This is a genomic window from Yersinia alsatica (genome assembly GCF_025133195.1).
Classification (GTDB): Bacteria; Pseudomonadota; Gammaproteobacteria; order Enterobacterales; family Enterobacteriaceae; genus Yersinia; species Yersinia alsatica.
The window spans coordinates 510,215-526,870 of record NZ_CP104006.1 but is presented as its reverse complement, the minus strand read 5'-3'; the positions used below and the strand labels follow the sequence as shown (position 1 = coordinate 526,870).

Genomic DNA, 16,656 nt, shown 5'->3' with positions numbered 1-16,656 from the left:
TAAAAAACGTCTAATCCGAAGATTTAATTTGATATCAATCACAGTTTAAATCATTTATTTACAGATAATTTATAAGATGGATCTGGATCACAAAAGTCCAAAAACTTTGCCCTAGAATTCAAATCCATCTGAAATGGAACAGTGTTCTTTTTTATAAAAATAGCAGAAGAATATTTAATAACCTTGTTTTTACAAGGGTAAGAAATATATTCCATAAAAAATGAGTTATTAATTAAATTAACCAAATTACTTTATTTTTAATCATGTAAACCATAAAGAATAAGGAAAGTAATGATGAAATTTCTGGGTAAAAGAAACCTATTGCTGGCTATTCTTCTAGGGTCATCACCCTTTATTTATGCGGCGGAAAGTCATCCAATATTATTAAAAGTGGATGATATAAACTATAGCATTGACCAGGTTAAGCAAAGCAACCCGCTATACGAGAAATCCTATAAAAATCTGATAACTAAGGCAGATAAAGCGCTGAAAAAACCACTCTATTCCGTCATGGATAAAAGTCTGTTGGCTGCCAGTGGCGATAAGCACGACTATTACAGCTTCCCACCTTATTGGTGGCCAGACCCAAGTAAGAAAGATGGTATGCCTTATTTGCGTAAAGATGGCGAAACAAATCCAGATGCCAATAGCGACGCAACTGATAAGAAACGCATGAATAGCTTCAGTGAAGATGTCTATTATCTGGCATTGGCTTACCGCTTTACCGGCAAGCCGGAGTATGCCGAAAAAGCACGAGATCAATTGGTCAACTGGTTCGTCAATCCAAACACCCGAATGAATCCGAATTTACAATATGCTCAAGCAATACCCGGTATCAATGAAGGCCGTGGGATTGGTTTGATTGATAGCCGGGCGCTGGTGGATGTTATTGATGCAGTTGAATTGATAAGGCCGGCCAATGTACTTACTGAAGCTGACTATCAGGCGATCAAAGTTTGGTACAAAGATTTCTATCAATGGATGACAACCAGCCAAAATGGCTTCGAAGAAGATAACTGGCACAATAACCACGGCACCTACTTTGATGTGCAGGCGGCCTCTTTTGCTCTGTTCAGTGACCAAAAAGCGGCAGCGCAAAAGCGCTTGGAAATCACTCAATTACGCCGAATTCCGTCGCATTTTGATATGCAAGGCCGTCAAAATGCTGAACTGGAACGTACTCGCCCGTGGCATTACAGCAATTTCCATCTGGAAGCCTACAACAAGCTGGGTCGCCTTGGTGAAGTTGCCGACAAAGATATCTGGAACTTTAGCCTGGACGAACACAGTCTGAAAAAAGGCTATCAATATGTGGCTGGTTTTATCAATACCGACCAAGCATGGCCGTATAAAGACTTGGATGGTGTGCAAGATAAAAAAGCGCTGGTCAATATGATTACTGCCGCGCGTGCCTATCCGGCAGACCCTGATTTCCAACAGAAAGCGCAATACCTGATAGCAAAATACCCGGATGCCGTTGAAATCCTGCTCTACCCGATAACACAAAAATAAGCCAATACCCAAAGACATAGGAGCTACAGGTCGGCGGCAAGCAAACTCATCCCGAATCACTTACTCAAGTCAGTGATTCGGGTGACAAATCTGTCGGGAGCAGATTTGAACACGGCTTGCAGCGGCCTCGAAGAGGCGAGTAATAGCGCGCAGCTCACAATCCTGCAGCTTCAAATACCCAGGGTATAGCCGAGGAAGCACCAGATATGAAGCAGTTTACAGACAGGCAGATGGTTAAAATCCGCCAGCGAGTTGTACAGCATCCGGAGATTATTGCCACGCTGATTGCGGATAATCGGGTGGTTTTGGATTCAGAAACACGGGTCCCTGCCACCGGTATCGCGACCTGGAACCATTACTATTATTGTCCCGACCACGGTGTGCAACTGGAGTGGGATCGTCATTCCCCTACCCAGCACCGTTGTCCGGTGGACTCTCAGTTGTTTAGTGGTGAGCCCTATGACGGTGCCTGGTGGCGGGCACTCAATGGTCTGAATGCCAAAGCCTGTAATCAATTGGGGCTACTGTGGCAATTGACCGGCGAGATAATTTACTTCAATAAAGTGCGGGATATTCTGATCAACTATGCCCGCTATTATCCTGATTACCAAGTTCATGGTGGCATCCCGTACAACGGGCCGGGCAAGGCAAATGCTCAGACTCTGTGTGAAGCCAATTGCCTGCTCGATTTTGCGCTGGGTTATGATTTTATCGCCGATGCACTCAGCCAAGAACAACGCGACTGTATTGCCGGGCGCTTATTGCGTGAAGGGGCTGATTTTCTGATGCAGCACCGCACCCGTCAGTTGCATAACCATGAAGTCAAAATCAGTAGCGCGATTGCCGTGATCGGCCTGATCCTGGCTGAAGATCACTATATTGAGTTTGCAGTTAATGCCGATTATGGCCTGCGCTATCAATTAGAGCATGGGCTGTTCAATGAAGGATTGTGGTTTGAAGGCTCGGTGCATTATCACTTTTATGCTCTGCAAGGCTTTTGGTCATTTGAAAAGTTGGCGGCAGACAGCCGCTATAGTTTACTGGCTTTGCCCTATTATCGCGATATGCTCAGCTTCCCCCTCAAACTGCTGATGCCAGATGGCACATTCCCGCGTATCAATGATTGCACCGCCGGGCAAGAGCAGCTCAATCATGCACATTTGTATGAGTTTGCGTTTAAAACCTATGGCAATGATGAATATGCCGCCGCCCTGCACCATATTTATCGCCAGCAGCCACGCCTCAATCTGGATGCGCTACTGTACGGCGTTGAAGAATTGCCACCACCAATGGTGGATGTCATTCCAACAGATACGTTGCATGCCCCAGACTGCGGTTTGACTATTTTGCGTCAGCCACAATCTGGCCGAGCCTTGCTGATAAAACATAGCCCCTATGGGGGTGAACATGATCATTATGATCGGCTGAATTTAATTCTGTTCGAGCAAAAGCAAGAGATCCTGCCGGATTTAGGCACTACCGGCTATGGTGCGCAACTCCATTACGGCTATTACAAAAACAGTGCCACTCACAACACACTCAGTATTAACCAAACTAATCAGCCGCCAGCGGTGCCAGTGATTCATAACTGGCATCAATCTGCCAACTTCAGTTGGCTGGATACAGAGGTGGATTGGAGCCAAGAAGCGCCGAAACTGGATAGCCATACCCGAGTGCAATGGGATAGCGAAGCTTACCGTGACGTTAAATTCCGCCGCCGTATTTTATGGCTGGAAGATGCCATCATCGATATCAGCAGCATTATCAATCCACATCAACAACAGTGGGATTGGACACTGCATATCGACGGGGTCGCCACCGAGGTCGTGGGTGAAGACGCCACCTTCTGTGACCACGGGCCGATGCAATATCTACATCAGGTTACCGCCCGGCAACTGCAAGGGGTTACCCAATGTTGTTATCAGACCGCAGCGCGCCCACTATCTCTATGGTTAGCCGCCGATGCCACGCTCTTCCAAGGATTAGCGCCCGCCAATCCATCAGTGCGAGATATTAGTTATCTGATTTTGCGTCATCGCCAACCAGAGGCGCATGTCACAGCGGTATTTGATATGAACAACAACGACCCACTTTCATTGGTACAAGTGGAGAATGATGGCGAGATATTATCTATCGAATTGACGCGTCAACAGCAGATTGTGCAGGTAAAAATCCCCTTAACCCGCAGTAGCCTTCCGCTATTCAGTTAAGTTTATTCATGTTGGGGCAGTCGTTGCCCCTCTTTCCCCGCACTTATCGCTGATCCAGCGAGCAATCTCAGCACATCCTCCCTAATAATGTGGTTTTTGGTGAAAAAGTGCCATATAACGTGATTTAGCTAGCATTTACCGCAGAAGATAAATATGAATTTATATGCATAATTTTCGTATAAATGAGGATGTAACAAATAATTTGGGATTAACAAATAAAATACAAATTTTATTAAGAACCCGCTCTCATTGCTTATATTGCATAATAATAGACCAGCCGATGTATCCGCCGTGTTAAATATAACCTTAGTGTTTTGCATAACATACAGTACAGTTTTGAATAAATACCGTTTAAAATGAATAAATAGAGTAATTTATTCATACTTTAGTCAAAACACATTTTAAAATCGGCGAAAAACATGATGTCAGTCACAGAATGAATAAGTGTTATGACTAAAATAGCCGCCATCAGTTCGTTTTTATAAATTACTGTTTAAAACGAAAACCTTGTTTAAAACCAAAATTTGTTTAAAAAAATAGAGACCTTACGCAAATGGAAAATAACAACAAGAAAATGGCGCATATAAGGCGGACAACGCATTTAATGATGCCGGCACACCGTAGTTATTTTAACTTTTCCTATTTCCATTTTAGATAAAATCCTTCCTGCGATGACATCCGTTTTTATTGGATAGTCATTGTCTATGCGCAATTTTTAACAGATACGAAAAGTGCTTACTGCCTTTGCGTGATGTTAACTATTGTCTGCTTTCTCCGAAGAACTTAACACTCAGTTATATTTTTACGCCTATTTGATGATTGCGATTTACTAATCAATCAATCAACATCGGCCAAGTGTTTTTTGTCTTCCAGCAGAAACATAGCTATCCGGTAAAAAGAACAATGTCGCCTATGTCATTCTTGTTAAATGACATAGGGAATACTATGCCTAAAATTCAGCCATAGTGTTGCGCAGAAAAAGTAGACTCTTTATTAATGAATTCTATTTCATTGATACGGACTGCTATACATAAAATTTGATAGAAATAAACTTAAATAAACCAACAAATAATGCAGGCGCAATAGCCTCTTAAAATAAACGAGAATTTATAATGAAAAAATTAAATATCGCGGCAAGTACATCAGCTATAACTTGCTTTGAATCACAGCGAGAAGTAGTGGATGTTTTACACACGGATTTTACTGATGTTGCTGCCGTCGTACTTTCTGTTCAGGACATTAATAATGGTGTGATTGATAGCATCCATTCATTAGGTCTTGAAATTCCAATTTTCGCGGCTGTTTGTTGTGAAGAAGAATTAAATACCGATGTATTACCGTCTTTAAACGGGGTATTTGAACTGTGCGGTGACAATACTGACTTTTACGGTAAACAACTGGAATCAGCAGCTGAAAAATATGAAAAAGAGTTGCTGCCCCCCTTCTTTAGTACATTAAAAAAATATGTAGAAATGGGGAATTCAACCTTTGCTTGCCCAGGGCATCAGGGTGGTCAATTCTTCCGTAAGCATCCGGCTGGTCGTCAATTTTTTGACTTCTACGGCGAAACTATTTTCCGCTCGGATATGTGTAATGCTGACGTAAAATTAGGTGACTTGCTCATTCACGAAGGTGCGCCTTGCGATGCTCAAAAACATGCGGCGAAAGTATTTAATGCCGATAAAACCTATTTCGTACTGAACGGCACATCTGCCTCAAATAAAGTGGCAACCAATGCACTATTAGCCCGTGGCGACTTGGTGTTGTTTGACCGTAATAACCATAAATCTAACCACCATGGCGCACTAATTCAAGCTGGCGCAACCCCAGTATATCTGGAGACTGCCCGCAATCCATTTGGCTTCATCGGGGGTATCGACGCTCACTGTTTTGAAGAAAAATACCTGCGTGAACAAATACGTAGCGTAGCTCCTGACCGTGCTAATGAAGCGCGCCCATTCCGTCTGGCAATCATCCAGTTGGGGACTTATGACGGCACAATTTATAATGCCCGTCAGGTAGTGGATAAGATTGGCCACCTCTGTGACTATATTCTGTTTGACTCAGCGTGGGTGGGTTACGAGCAATTTATTCCAATGATGAAAGATTGTTCACCATTATTACTTGAACTGAATGAAAACGATCCGGGCATTATCGTTACTCAATCAGTGCATAAACAACAAGCTGGTTTTTCACAAACTTCGCAGATTCATAAGAAAGATAAACATATTAAAGGTCAGGATCGTTACTGCAATCATAAACGCTTTAATAATGCCTTTATGCTGCACGCATCCACCAGCCCATTCTATCCATTATTTGCTGCATTAGATGTTAATGCGAAAATGCATGAAGGCAAAAGTGGTCAACGCATGTGGTTAGATTGTGTTAAAACCGGTATTGAAGCCCGTAAAATGATTTTAAATACCTGTAGCATGATTAAGCCTTTTGTTCCGGTAGAAGTTGATGGCAAACCATGGCAACAATATGACACTGATGCTATGGCGCAAGACTTGCGCTTCTTTAATTTCATTCCCGGCGAAAAATGGCATGCTTTTGAAGGTTATGAAGAGTCACAATATTTTGTTGACCCATGCAAACTGTTATTAACCACCCCAGGCATTGATACCAATACTGGCGAATATACTGCATCCGGTATTCCAGCAACTATTCTGGCTAATTTCCTGCGCGAGAATGGGATTGTGCCAGAGAAATGTGACCTTAACTCCATCCTGTTCTTATTAACGCCGGCAGAAGACTTGGCGAAAATGCAACATTTGGTAGCGCAAATTGCCCGATTTGAACGTTTCATTGAAGAAGATGCACTGCTAAGCGATGTATTACCGACGGTTTACCGTAATAACGAAACTCGCTACAAAGGTTATACCATCGGTAAATTATGTCAGGAAATGCATGACCTTTATGTCAGCTACGATGTTAAACAGCTGCAAAAAGAGATGTTCCGCAAACAGTATTTCCCTAAAGTTATGATGAATCCTCAAGATGCTAATATTGAATTCGTCCGTGGGCATGCTGAATTAGTTCCATTGTGTAAAGCAGAAGGTCGAATTGCCGCTGAAGGCGCACTGCCTTATCCACCGGGAGTATTGTGTGTTGTCCCTGGTGAAGTATGGGGCGGAGCTGCTCAACGTTATTTCCTGGCACTTGAAGAAAGTATTAACTTATTGCCAGGCTTTGCACCTGAATTACAAGGTGTTTATTTACAAGTCGATGAAGATGGATGGAACCGCGCATACGGCTATATGATGAAATAATTAATAGAATAGATAATTTCATCTCCAAGATATTTAGAAACACAGCCCGGCAGAAAACCATGCTGTAATTTTAAATAATCAGGGGATTTGACAACACCAACCTTAGCTCAAACCTGCGGGAGTAAATTATTCCCGCAGTCTCTGAAATTTAAAAAGAGATAATAAAAATGAGTAAAACAAATAATAAGATGGGAGTCGTACAGCTGACTATTCTGACCGCCGTCAATATGATGGGATCAGGCATAATTATGCTGCCAACCAAACTCGCCGAAGTTGGGACGATTTCTATCGTTTCATGGTTAGTCACCGCAGTCGGTTCCATGGCATTAGCTTATGCATTCGCCCAATGCGGTATGTTCAGCCGTAAATCAGGCGGGATGGGCGGTTATGCAGAATATGCTTTCGGCAAATCTGGCAACTTTATGGCCAACTATACCTATGGCGCATCACTGTTAATCGCCAACATCGCCATTGCCATATCGGCGGTCGGGTACGGTACCGAATTACTGGGGGCCACCTTAACCCCATTGGGGATCTGCATTGCCACCATCGGCGTACTGTGGCTAGCAACCGTGGCTAACTTCGGCGGCGCACGTATCACCGGGCAAATCAGTAGCGTTACCATTTGGGGGGTTATTATCCCGGTGGTAGGCATCTCTATTGTTGGCTGGTTCTGGTTTAGTGGTTCAGCCTATGTCGCAGCATGGAACCCACATGGCGTGCCAACCTTTGAAGCTATTGGTTCCTCTATCTCAATGACGTTGTGGGCTTTCCTCGGTCTGGAATCTGCCTGTGCGAATACCGATGCGGTAGAAAACCCTGAACGTAATGTTCCGATCGCCGTCTTGGGTGGGACTTTAGGTGCAGCGGTTATCTATATCATTTCCACCAACGTGATTGCCGGTATCGTGCCAAATATGGATTTGGCTAACTCAACTGCGCCATTTGGTCTGGCATTCGCTTATATGTTCACTCCAGCGGTAGGTAAAATCATCATGGCATTGATGATTATGTCCTGTGTGGGTTCATTGCTCGGCTGGCAGTTCACCATCGCCCAAGTCTTTAAATCTTCTGCGGATGAAGGCTTCTTCCCGAAAATTTTCTCCAAAGTCAGCAAAGCCGACGCGCCAATTAAAGGGATGTTGACCATTGTTGTCATCCAGAGCGTGCTGTCCCTGATGACGATTAGTCCGTCACTGAATAAACAGTTCAATGTGCTGGTCAATTTGGCGGTAGTAACCAATATCATCCCTTATATTCTGTCGATGGCAGCACTGGTGATTATTCAGAAAACCGCCAATGTGGCGCCAGCAAAAGCGCGTAAAGCCAATATCATTGCCTTTATCGGTGCAATGTATAGCTTCTATGCGCTTTACAGTTCAGGTCAGGAAGCTATGACTTGGGGTGCTATTGTGACCTTCCTCGGTTGGACACTGTACGGCCTGGTTTCACCACGTTTTGAATTTGCAGCCAAGACTAAGTAAGTAAAATAGGGTCGATTTAATCAGTTCAGGTGCCAGCAGATAAAAAAAGACAGGATGCAAGATGGAATTCCGGTAATAATGTTCCGAACCGCTACCCCCGGACTGGAATAAGATTATGTCGGATAGCCTTTGGCATCTCTATCTGCTGCGCACCGCCACTGGCATGCTGTATACCGGTATTACGACGGATGTCACACGTCGATTGACGCAACATCAGGCAGGAAAAGGCGCAAAAGCGCTACGAGGCAAAGGGGAGCTATCGCTGGTATTTCACTGTGAAGCAGGGGATCGTTCGACTGCGTTGAAACTGGAATATCGAGTGAAGCAACTCAGTAAGCAGCAAAAAGAAAAGCTGGTGATGAACCAGCCTTCTTCATTGGCAACATTACTGATTAAAACCGATTGAATGGGTCAGAAAACACCACTTCGCCATCGGCATTCTCCAGTGCATCTTCCGCCAGCGCGTAAACCTGAAAAGCCTGTTCGGTACCCGGCCAACGGCACGTCAATTGATGACCAGCAGCTGGAACAAAGCCAAAACGCTGATAATAAGCAGGGTCACCTAGCACCACGACTGCGGCATAACCGAACTCATTCAGGGAATCGAGGCCTTCATATACCAGCTTCTCCGCCAAACCTTGCCGACGCAAGCTCTCTTCCACCGCTAGCGGAGCAAGGGCGACCCATTGACGGTCTTCACCGCCAACATCTACCGGGCTAAATGCCACATAACCGACGACACCGCCTTCATCATCCGTCGCCACAATACCTAGCGTCAGTAAGCCGTCTTCACGTAATTGCTGCACCAGTTCTGCTTCGTCATCTCGCTTGAAAGCCTGGCGCAAAAGCGCGTCGATCCCCGGCGCATCCACCGGAATTTCAACCCGAATCAGCACGATGCTAATGTACGGGAAGTACTGGCCGCACCCTCTTGCTGACCGGCTTCAATAAACTCAGCCAATTGTTGCAGACCAACTCTCAGTAGCGTCGGCATAGATTCCAACTCAATGGCATCCATCAGATTTTTCACATACAGGCCCAATTCGGTATCCCCTTCAATTCGTAACCGGCGCTGGAAAAACAGCGTGTCCGGATCTTCTTTACGGGCAGCGATCAAAATCAGATCGTTGGCATCACCACTAAAGCTAACATCGGCTTCAGCCTGTTGGCTTACCACCAGCCTACCGTTTTCTACCGTCATAAACCATTGCAATGCGAGATCACGCACTTCAATTTTTAACCAGCGGGACTCCAGAAACTCCAGATCACCATCCAGCAGTGCTTGCCGGAATTGCCAGCTCAGCACCTGCTCCAATATCTGGCGTTGTATGGCGAACGGGGTCAGTTTTAGTGGCCCCCGCAGTAGCGCTGGCCCTTGACGCACGAGGTGTGCTCGTAGTTGTTCCAACACAGGCGATGCCCCCTTTAATTAAAAGTGATATTGAATAACAGCATTTTGCCACATTGGTGAAATAGGAAAGCGGGTTATATCAATAAATTTTGCATCAGATCTTTGCTAAATCTTAGAAGAAAGCCACCAATGCGAAAGAAACTGCCTTAAATCAAGGTCAGTGCTCGGCAGGTTAACTAAAATCGCCACTCGATAAATATGAGTATCATCTTCGGATGGGGAACATTCTATTGCCAGTAGTACTGCCAGTAAGGTGGCTACTGACTCATTCAGGAAAATTCTATGGAGCTGCTTTGTCCTGCCGGCAATTTACCCGCATTAAAGGCCGCAATCGATAATGGTGCCGACGCGGTTTATATCGGCTTGAAAGATGATACCAATGCTCGCCATTTTGCCGGGCTTAATTTCACTGATAAAAAGCTACAGGAAGCGGTAAATTACGTTCACAGTCGCAAGCGTAAATTACATATTGCCATTAATACTTTTGCTCACCCTGACGGCTATTCCCGTTGGCAACGGGCGGTAGATATGGCGGCGCAACTGGGTGCTGATGCTCTGATTTTGGCTGATTTGGCCATGCTGGAATATGCCGCCGAGCGTTACCCTGAAGTTGAGCGCCATGTTTCGGTACAAGCCTCGGCCACCAACGATGAAGCCATCCGCTTCTATCAGCGCCACTTTGATGTAGCTCGGGTAGTTTTACCGCGCGTGCTCTCGATGCATCAGGTAAAGCAACTTTCGCGTACCAGCCCGGTTCCATTGGAAGTTTTTGCTTTTGGTAGCTTATGCATTATGGCCGAAGGCCGCTGTTATCTTTCATCCTATTTGACCGGTGAATCACCCAATACCGTGGGTGCTTGTTCACCGGCGCGCTTTGTACGCTGGCAGCAAACCCCGCAAGGGATGGAATCCCGCCTCAATGAAGTATTAATCGACCGTTATGAAGATAACGAAAACGCCGGATATCCGACACTGTGCAAAGGCCGCTATCTAGTGGATGGTCAGCGCTATCACGCACTGGAGGAGCCAACCAGCTTAAACACCTTAGAGCTGTTGCCTGAATTATTTGCCGCCAATATTGCCTCGGTGAAAATTGAAGGACGCCAGCGCAGCCCCGCTTATGTCAGTCAAGTTGCTAAAGTCTGGCGGCAGGCGATTGACCGCTATCTGGCTAATCCAGCGCAATTTTCCGCCAAAGCGGAATGGATGGAACAACTGGGCGCAATGTCCGAAGGCACCCAAACCACCCTGGGCGCTTATCATCGTAAGTGGCAGTAGCCGGAGGAAACATGAAGTACGCCTTAGGCGCAGTACTCTATTACTGGCCAAAAACCGATATTGAAGCTTTTTATCAGGCCGCAGCCGACAGCAGCGCCGATATTATTTATCTTGGTGAGAATGTTTGTACTAAACGCCGCGAAATGAAGGTTGGTGATTGGCTGGCTCTCGCCAAAGAAGTTGCCGCCAGCGGTAAGCAAGTGGTGATTTCCACCTTGGCGCTGCTGCAAGCACCATCAGAGTTAAATGAGCTCAAGCGCTATGTGGAAAATGGCGAATTCTTGCTGGAAGCTAACGATTTGGGTGCAGTGAATATGGCTGCGGAGCGCGGTTTGCCGTTTGTCGCGGGTCATGCCCTGAATTGCTACAACGCCTATACCCTGCGCATTTTACACCGTCAGGGCATGATGCGTTGGTGTATGCCGGTTGAACTCTCCCGCGACTGGCTGGCGAATGTGCTGCAACAGTGTGAAGAGTTGGGTTTCCGCAATCAGTTTGAGGTGGAAGTGATGGGCTATGGCCATCTCCCGCTAGCTTATTCTGCCCGCTGTTTTACTGCGCGTTCAGAAGATCGGGCCAAAGATGAATGTGAAACCTGCTGCATTAAGTATCCGCAAGGGCGGCCGGTGCTCTCGCAAGAAGACCAGCAAGTCTTCATTCTTAATGGCATTCAGACCCAAAGTGGCTACTGCTATAACCTCGGTAACTCTCTGATTTCCATGCAAGGCTTAGTAGATATTGTTCGTCTTTCACCGCAAAGCATCGAGACGCTGGCAGTGATTGACCAATTCCGGGCGAATGAGTTGGGATTGAACCCGCTGACTCTGGCGGATAAAGCAGATTGCAACGGCTACTGGCGACGGCTTGCCGGATTAGAGTTAGTTTCCTAGCACGTTACCGGGCGCAGTATCTCGCCCGGTTTTTAATTATTTGACCACCGATTTCCGCCGCAGCAATGCCCGCAACTCCACACGGTTACGTAATACTCCCACGCTAATCCCGATCAAGGTATAAATTGCGCCTAACAATAATAAAATCAGCATATCGCCCACCACATCTCGCAGGGACAGCCCCATCTGATTGACTCCAGCAATAGCTTTAGTCGCCCAAGTTGAGGGGAGCATGGAAGAGATAGCCCGCACCCACCCCGGCATCGCCTGTAGCGGCCAAATCGTGCCAGAGATGTAAAAAATCGGCATGGTGACAAATGAAAGTGTCAGATAGATCATTTCAACACTGCGCAGACACTCAGTCACCAGCTTGCCCAACCCCAGCACCGCCAGCAAGAATGGGAAGGTCAACAGCAGCACCTCGGGAATTGATGCTGTCTGGCGATAGCCCAATAGCCACGGCCACAGCACAAACAACACAATCGATAAAAATAACCAGATAGGGAGCAGTGCAGAAAGCCCGCCCAGATAAACGGGAATCGACGGTTTCCCCGACGGTGCACTCTTCATGGCGATACTGACGCGCACACAGGCAATCAATAATGAGTGTTGCAACAACATGACCAACAGGCCGGGGAAAATGATGGCGGCAAAGCTGATTCCGGGGTTAAACACCGCCAGAATCTGCCCGCGAATCGGGGTTAACAGCACTTCCGCCTGACCGGGAGTAAAGCCACTGCGTAATAACAAACCGCTGTTATATTCATTCAATAATTGTTGATAAGCGGCGACCACATCCTGCTGGATCTGCCCGTTAGCCAGGCGGTTAGTGGCATCGCCATAAACCGGGATCACAATACTTTCGCCATTGAGGATCTTTTTCTCCAGATCCGTCGGCATAATGATCACTGCAAATAATTTCCGCCACGCCAGATCCCGCTGAGCATCCGGCAAATTGTCATAAGTTTTGATGGAAATTTTCGAGGTGGCATCTAACTGGCGAATCAACTGGCGGCTGGCGGTGCTATGGTCTTGATCCACTACCGCCACCGGCAGATCCCACACCGTACGATTGGCATATACCATACTCATCACGCACAGTGATACCAACAGCATCAGCCACATAGGCTTTTCCAACATCCCCATCAACACCCGGCTGAATGTCTGCCAATAGCTCTTTAAGCCACTGTTCATCAGATAGTCTCCTGCTTTTGCAGCCGGATCAGCAGGCGATTACGTACCAGCAGAGAAATGACCAGCGGGTAAACCAGCAAAATGGCACAGACGCTGAAAATAGCACTGGCCGGTACCTGGCGCAGAAACACATCAAACATGGCATAGAGCGCATGGGTCAGTGGTTCAATATTGGAAATAATACGAGCGGGTAATGGCATCGACAGCTCAGGCACCGCCATACCAGAAAAGGTTAACGCGATACTGACGATAATCCCAATCAAGCTGTAGGCGGTAATTGCGCTACTGGTAAAAGTGAAGAGCAACACCCCAATGCTCTGGGCAGCCATGACATAAAAGAAGCCAATCAGGGGCATAAATAGCGGATTGCCACTGACTCTAGCCCCAAAGAACCCCACCAGCATCGCAATCTCTACCATCAATAACGTGGTAAAAAACAGAGTATAAGGTGCCAATTTGCCCAGCAGCGCCAAGCTGAAAGGTTTGGCGGTCAATAATGCTTTACTGCGAGCCAAAACATAAATCATCCAGGTGATCACGAATAGCTGCAATAAATGGATAGTGGCGGCAAACTGCTGATAATAGATATAACTGCCACTGGCATTGAACAAACTGCCATAAGAGAGCGTCACATTGGCCAGCGGCGGTAAGGTTTCCCCCATTTCGCCAGCAATAATAGTGCGGAAAGTGGTATTGGCTTCGGTTATCAAACCACTGAAGTCCTGCGTGGAATATAAACCAGCCCCATAGAATAGTGCATTGTAATACAGCACGATACTGGGCTGACGGCCTGCCAGAGCATCAGCTTCAAAATCAGTTGGAATATAAAGTAAGGCATAATCTTGTGCGCTACGCAGACGGCGCAGGGCTTCATTTAATCCGCCCTCATAGGTCACGACATGCGCGTGAGAACCAGCATCCAGCTTGCGAATCAATGATCTGGATAGCGGCGAATGGTCGTTATCGACCACTGAAACCGGTAAATCCAGCAAAGTCCCTTCAGAAAAATTGCTACTGATTAAGATAAACAGCAACAGTGGGAAGCACCAACTGAGCCAGTGAAACACCGGGCTGCGAAATGCCGAACGGGTTTCCTGACCAAAATAGCGACTAAAACAGCGCCAGCCAGCCTGTATTCTGTCGATGACTCTGCCTCTGATCTTTGCCACTTACTCTTTCCACTGCCAGAGCGCGCTCATTCCTGGTCGCAGACCCTCAACAGGTTCCGCAGGATAGAGGCGAACTTCAAAGGTTTTCAGATCAAAATCGCCAGTGGCACGGGTTGCGCGTTTGGTGGCATAGTCCCCCAACGGGGCGATATAGCGCACTTCCGCCATAATTTCTTTATCTTTCAGTGCCGGTACGCGCAGTGAAATTTTATCCCCTTTACGTACATCAGCCAGAATATCTTCACGCAAGTTAAAGACAAAATAAGCCTGCGGCAGGCGAATTAATGTGAGTAACGGGCTGGAGGCATTGAGCAATTCACCAACTTCCGCCGGAATCGAGCCAACTTCACCGGCGACCGGGGCACGCACCTGTAAATCGTCGGTTTGTGCTTTCAATTGCGCTAAATCTTCTTCGGCCTGACGAACAGCAGCAGCGTATTTATCGCGTAACTCAACGCGGTCGCCATGCAAACCTTCATCCAAATTAGCCTTAGCGGCCTGAACCTGCTGATAGGCAGTATCTTTGGCGCGGCGTGAATCTTCCAATTCAGAGGCAGAAATAAACCCTTTAGCCGCCACACTATTATTGCGGTTATAAGTATGGAGCGCATTCTCATACTCCGCCTGCGCCTGTGCCAAACTGGCCCTTAAATTGCGGATGCTCTCTTCCCGTGTGCCATGCAGCGATTCATCCAACTGCGCTTGCGCTTGATCACGAGCCGCTTCCAACCCAGCTAATTGGGCCATCAGTTCCGGGCTTTCTAACGTGATCAGTAATTGCCCGGCTTTAACGTCATCACCACGTTCCACATGGCGTTCAATCACCCGGCCTTTGGCTTTTGACGACACAATAACTTCCGGTGCATCCACTTCGCCCTGCAATAACAGGTTTTGGTTATGGGCCCGGAATAGCACCGCCATGGAGATCACCACGACCACTAACAGCAGGGTAAATAACGTTTTTTTCTTCATAGGTTTAATAGTCCTTTAATCGCCGCATTTATTACCCCTTCGGCACTCACTATTTATATTATGCTGCTATAGGTAATAGCTTTGCATTTTATGTCATTTTTTGTACGCGAATAAATGCGGTTATAACCCAATATAGCTTCAAAAATATGTTTGTAAATTAATGTGTTCGCCCTTCAAGCGACTCGACATGAGATTAAGATGGACGATTCTATGACTGATAACAATGTATCTGTGGCTAATAACAAGCCTGTACCGCTTTCTGTACTCGATTTATCCCCCATAGCCGAGGGTAAAACTCCGCGAGATGCATTTCATGCCTCGCTGGATCTGGCTCAACATGCTGAAAAGTGGGGATATCACCGCTACTGGCTGGCTGAACATCATAATATGACCGGCATTGCCAGTGCCGCGACGTCAGTACTGATTGGCTATATTGCCGGTGGCACCAGCACCATTCGAGTGGGGTCCGGTGGAGTTATGCTGCCTAACCATTCGCCATTGGTCATTGCCGAACAGTTTGGTACCCTCGCCTCGCTCTATCCTGATCGCATCGACCTCGGCCTTGGCCGGGCTCCCGGCAGTGATCAGCGCACGATGATGGCTTTGCGTCGCCATCTATCCGGCGAGGTAGATAACTTCCCATCAGATGTTCGTGAACTGCAAGCTTACTTTGCAGAAGTGCAACCCGGACAAGCGGTGCAAGCTGTCCCCGGCCAAGGTTTGCATGTTCCACTATGGTTACTGGGATCTAGCCTGTATAGCGCGCAACTGGCTGCAGCCATGGGCCTGCCCTTTGCTTTTGCTTCGCATTTTGCTCCAGACATGTTGTTCCAGGCGCTGAAATTGTACCGGGAAAACTTCAAGCCATCAGCCCAGTTGTCCAAGCCTTATGCCATTGTCTGCGTGAATGTTGTGGCCGCAGACAGCGAACGTGACGCCCGCTTCCTATTCACCTCGATGCAGCAGCAGTTTGTTAACCTGCGCCGTGGGACACCGGGCCAGCTACCACCACCAGTTGAAGATATGGAGACCATCTGTTCGCCAGCCGAACAGTTTGGTGTTGATCAGGCGCTGCGCCTATCCATCATTGGTGACAAAAGCAAAGTCCGGCACGGCCTTCAGTCATTATTGCGAGAAACCCAGGCTGATGAACTGATGGTAAATGGCCAGATTTTTGACCATCAAGCTCGCTTGCATTCATTTGAGATTGTCGCCAGTTTGCAACCAGATTTGCAATCAGCTGAACGCCTGTAATCTGTTGTTG

Annotated in this window: 14 protein-coding genes; 9 read left to right on the top strand and 5 right to left on the bottom strand. The window is 46.9% G+C overall.

All coding sequences use genetic code 11. From position 1 onward, the window contains the following. The first annotated feature begins 294 nt into the window (after positions 1-294). The 6 genes from N0H69_RS02400 to N0H69_RS02375 all read left to right on the top strand — a co-directional run bounded on the left by N0H69_RS02400 (position 295) and on the right by N0H69_RS02375 (position 8,884). A complete protein-coding gene (locus N0H69_RS02400; protein ID WP_050121726.1) occupies positions 295-1,512 on the top strand; it encodes an alginate lyase family protein in 1,218 nt (405 codons plus the stop codon). Between the two features lie 206 nt (positions 1,513-1,718). Beyond that, positions 1,719-3,722 carry a heparinase II/III domain-containing protein gene (locus tag N0H69_RS02395; protein ID WP_050135608.1) on the top strand — a complete coding sequence of 668 codons (2,004 nt, stop codon included), beginning with the start codon at positions 1,719-1,721 and terminating at the stop codon, positions 3,720-3,722. A 553-nt stretch (positions 3,723-4,275) separates the two neighbouring features. Continuing rightward, complete coding sequence (speFL, locus tag N0H69_RS02390; protein ID WP_115155778.1) at positions 4,276-4,380, top strand: leader peptide SpeFL; 105 nt, start codon at positions 4,276-4,278, stop codon at positions 4,378-4,380. Positions 4,381-4,834: 454 nt separating this feature from the next. Beyond that, positions 4,835-6,994, top strand: coding sequence for an ornithine decarboxylase SpeF (speF, locus tag N0H69_RS02385; protein ID WP_050110299.1), 2,160 nt, complete (start codon positions 4,835-4,837; stop codon positions 6,992-6,994). A gap of 167 nt (positions 6,995-7,161) precedes the next feature. Next, complete coding sequence (potE, locus tag N0H69_RS02380) at positions 7,162-8,478, top strand: putrescine-ornithine antiporter (RefSeq protein WP_050110300.1); 1,317 nt, start codon at positions 7,162-7,164, stop codon at positions 8,476-8,478. Between the two features lie 115 nt (positions 8,479-8,593). After that, positions 8,594-8,884 (top strand): GIY-YIG nuclease family protein, encoded by a 291-nt coding sequence (locus tag N0H69_RS02375; protein WP_050110301.1) that lies wholly within the window; start codon positions 8,594-8,596, stop codon positions 8,882-8,884. On the opposite strand, the gene N0H69_RS02370 is transcribed toward N0H69_RS02375, so the two are convergent. Both N0H69_RS02370 and ubiT read right to left on the bottom strand, forming a co-directional pair. Next, on the bottom strand, positions 8,871-9,374 hold the full coding sequence (locus N0H69_RS02370) for a GNAT family N-acetyltransferase (RefSeq protein WP_050110302.1): 504 nt from the start codon (positions 9,372-9,374) through the stop codon (positions 8,871-8,873). The two genes, N0H69_RS02375 and N0H69_RS02370, sit on opposite strands and share 14 nt — an antisense overlap. After that, entirely contained in the window at positions 9,368-9,889 is a 522-nt protein-coding gene (ubiT, locus tag N0H69_RS02365; RefSeq protein WP_050110303.1) for a ubiquinone anaerobic biosynthesis accessory factor UbiT, read from the bottom strand. Before ubiT ends, N0H69_RS02370 begins: the two co-directional genes overlap by 7 nt. A 282-nt stretch (positions 9,890-10,171) precedes the next feature. Between ubiT and ubiU the strand changes: the two genes are divergently transcribed. Together ubiU and N0H69_RS02355 are read left to right on the top strand one after the other, a co-directional pair. Next, positions 10,172-11,167, top strand: coding sequence for a ubiquinone anaerobic biosynthesis protein UbiU (gene ubiU, locus N0H69_RS02360; RefSeq protein WP_050110304.1), 996 nt, complete (start codon positions 10,172-10,174; stop codon positions 11,165-11,167). Between the two features lie 11 nt (positions 11,168-11,178). After that, positions 11,179-12,057, top strand: coding sequence for a U32 family peptidase (locus tag N0H69_RS02355; protein ID WP_050121730.1), 879 nt, complete (start codon positions 11,179-11,181; stop codon positions 12,055-12,057). 36 nt (positions 12,058-12,093) lie between these two features. Here the strand turns inward: N0H69_RS02355 and N0H69_RS02350 are convergent, their stop codons facing one another. Genes N0H69_RS02350 through N0H69_RS02340 form a run of 3 tightly spaced genes read right to left on the bottom strand, consistent with a single transcriptional unit; the run spans position 12,094 to position 15,392 of the window. Then, positions 12,094-13,251 (bottom strand): ABC transporter permease, encoded by a 1,158-nt coding sequence (locus N0H69_RS02350; protein ID WP_050152063.1) that lies wholly within the window; start codon positions 13,249-13,251, stop codon positions 12,094-12,096. Next, the gene (locus tag N0H69_RS02345; RefSeq protein ID WP_050121836.1) at positions 13,251-14,396 is read right to left on the bottom strand and encodes an ABC transporter permease; all 1,146 of its coding nucleotides are present in this window, start codon (positions 14,394-14,396) and stop codon (positions 13,251-13,253) included. Before N0H69_RS02345 ends, N0H69_RS02350 begins: the two co-directional genes overlap by 1 nt. A 24-nt stretch (positions 14,397-14,420) precedes the next feature. Continuing rightward, positions 14,421-15,392 (bottom strand): HlyD family secretion protein, encoded by a 972-nt coding sequence (locus N0H69_RS02340; protein ID WP_050152062.1) that lies wholly within the window; start codon positions 15,390-15,392, stop codon positions 14,421-14,423. Positions 15,393-15,602: 210 nt separating this feature from the next. On the opposite strand from N0H69_RS02340, the gene N0H69_RS02335 reads away from it, so the two are divergent. Beyond that, positions 15,603-16,646, top strand: coding sequence for a luciferase-like monooxygenase (locus tag N0H69_RS02335; protein ID WP_375541930.1), 1,044 nt, complete (start codon positions 15,603-15,605; stop codon positions 16,644-16,646). The last annotated feature ends 10 nt before the right edge of the window (positions 16,647-16,656 follow it).

What these genes read in the sequence shown, in the direction of transcription:
- N0H69_RS02395 (WP_050135608.1), top strand. Translation starts at nt 1,719, where the DNA reads ATGAAGCAGTTTACAGACAGGCAGATGGTTAAAATCCGCCAGCGAGTT.
- speFL (WP_115155778.1), top strand. Translation starts at nt 4,276, where the DNA reads ATGGAAAATAACAACAAGAAAATGGCGCATATAAGGCGGACAACGCAT.
- N0H69_RS02375 (WP_050110301.1), top strand. Translation starts at nt 8,594, where the DNA reads ATGTCGGATAGCCTTTGGCATCTCTATCTGCTGCGCACCGCCACTGGC.
- speF (WP_050110299.1), top strand. Translation starts at nt 4,835, where the DNA reads ATGAAAAAATTAAATATCGCGGCAAGTACATCAGCTATAACTTGCTTT.
- N0H69_RS02350 (WP_050152063.1), bottom strand. Translation starts at nt 13,251, where the DNA reads ATGAACAGTGGCTTAAAGAGCTATTGGCAGACATTCAGCCGGGTGTTG.
- N0H69_RS02340 (WP_050152062.1), bottom strand. Translation starts at nt 15,392, where the DNA reads ATGAAGAAAAAAACGTTATTTACCCTGCTGTTAGTGGTCGTGGTGATC.
- N0H69_RS02355 (WP_050121730.1), top strand. Translation starts at nt 11,179, where the DNA reads ATGAAGTACGCCTTAGGCGCAGTACTCTATTACTGGCCAAAAACCGAT.
- N0H69_RS02335 (WP_375541930.1), top strand. Translation starts at nt 15,603, where the DNA reads ATGACTGATAACAATGTATCTGTGGCTAATAACAAGCCTGTACCGCTT.
- ubiU (WP_050110304.1), top strand. Translation starts at nt 10,172, where the DNA reads ATGGAGCTGCTTTGTCCTGCCGGCAATTTACCCGCATTAAAGGCCGCA.
- potE (WP_050110300.1), top strand. Translation starts at nt 7,162, where the DNA reads ATGAGTAAAACAAATAATAAGATGGGAGTCGTACAGCTGACTATTCTG.
- N0H69_RS02400 (WP_050121726.1), top strand. Translation starts at nt 295, where the DNA reads ATGAAATTTCTGGGTAAAAGAAACCTATTGCTGGCTATTCTTCTAGGG.